A 1,415-nucleotide genomic window follows, 5' to 3' on the forward strand; every position below is an offset into this window, starting at 1 on the left:
AGATAAAATACCCCAATGCCTCTGCACCCAGTAGCATAAAGAACACCACTGCAGAGAGCGCTAGTGTCTCAATCAATGACTGCTTAAGACCATCTAAGCGCATGCCTTTAGCGAAGGCATAAGCCCAAGAGACAAACGCTCCTACTGCGGCGCCTTCTGTTGGGGTAAATAGCCCAAAGAAGATACCGGCAATAATCACAATAAAGATAAAGCTAAACGGTATCAGACCCGTTAGTGACAGTAGCTTGGCTTTCCACGTGGTTTTCTCACCACGTTTTGCCAAGTGTGGTTTCCAGCGTACCATCACCATGACGGTAAGTGAGTACATCACCATACCGAGCATACCGGGTAAGAACCCAGCGATGAACATGTCACCTACTGACTGCTGGGTTAAGATGGCATAGACCAGTAGCGCAATACTGGGCGGAATCATAATACCAAGTGTACCACCAGCAGCTAAGATACCGCAGGCAAAACCTGGCTGATAGCCGTACTTCTCCATTTGCGGTAACGCCACTTTGGTCATGGTGGAGGCAGTGGCGAGTGATGAGCCTGAGATAGAGGCAAAGATACCAGATGAACCGATACCAGCAATACCCAGACTACCCCTTACCCCGCCAAATATGGTTCGGGTGGCTTCAAAGAGTTTACCTGCCATACCAGAATGAGTAGCAAACACGCCCATCAGAATAAATAAGGGAATGGCGCTAAAGTCATACTTTGCTAAGACATCGACTGGGATGTCTTTGAGCATTTGCAGGGCACCGCTCGGCGCAGTGACTGCACCAAAACCGACTAAGCCTACCCCTAACATGGCAAGTGCGACGGGTACTCGTAGGACGACAAGCAGGATCATGACAACTAGGCCAATCGCACCGATAATTTCTGGACTCATGCGCCTGTCTCCTCGGCGTCAAAGAATTCGCCTGTCTTAAAGATGTTGATGGATTCGATCAATGAGCGAATGGCGAGTAGGATGCTTAAGAATGCACTAACCATATAGATAGGCATCATGGATATTCGAAGATCTTGGGTGACTTTGCCATACTCTAAGGCGTCAATGGCGCTCTCGTAGAGTCCCCATGAAAAGACAATGCCGATGACAAAAAAGCCCATCATAAAGATACCCATGAGGTAGCCTTTGATAGACTGTGGCATTTTCTGGGTGAAGACGTCGACGATGATTTGTGAGCGTTCGACAAACGCGGCAAAGGCAGCGAGTAATGCAAATAGCATAAAGTAGGAGACGATCTCTACACTGCCTTTGACGGTAAAGCCAAACTCACCGCCGGTGAGTTTGAATATGTAGCGTGCGACGACGTCGAGCATGGTGGTTAGTACGATGATGATGAGACTGATCCCACCAATAAACTGGCATAATCTAGAGATTAAGACGCTGAGCTTGACTAAAAATG

The 1,415-nt window shown here is 48.1% G+C and carries 2 protein-coding genes; both read right to left on the reverse strand.

The genetic code is table 11. The features are described 5' to 3' along the window. Positions 1 to 895, reverse strand: an 895-nt coding sequence (locus tag Q0788_RS13850) for a TRAP transporter large permease (RefSeq protein ID WP_298811635.1), incomplete at its 3' end; no start/stop codon positions are given. Then, positions 892 to 1,415: TRAP transporter small permease (locus tag Q0788_RS13855; RefSeq protein ID WP_298811636.1), on the reverse strand; the 524-nt coding region annotated here is incomplete at its 5' end. The genes Q0788_RS13855 and Q0788_RS13850, both read right to left, overlap by 4 nt.

It is taken from the genome of uncultured Psychrobacter sp., assembly GCF_947500265.1.
Taxonomy (GTDB): domain Bacteria; phylum Pseudomonadota; class Gammaproteobacteria; order Pseudomonadales; family Moraxellaceae; genus Psychrobacter.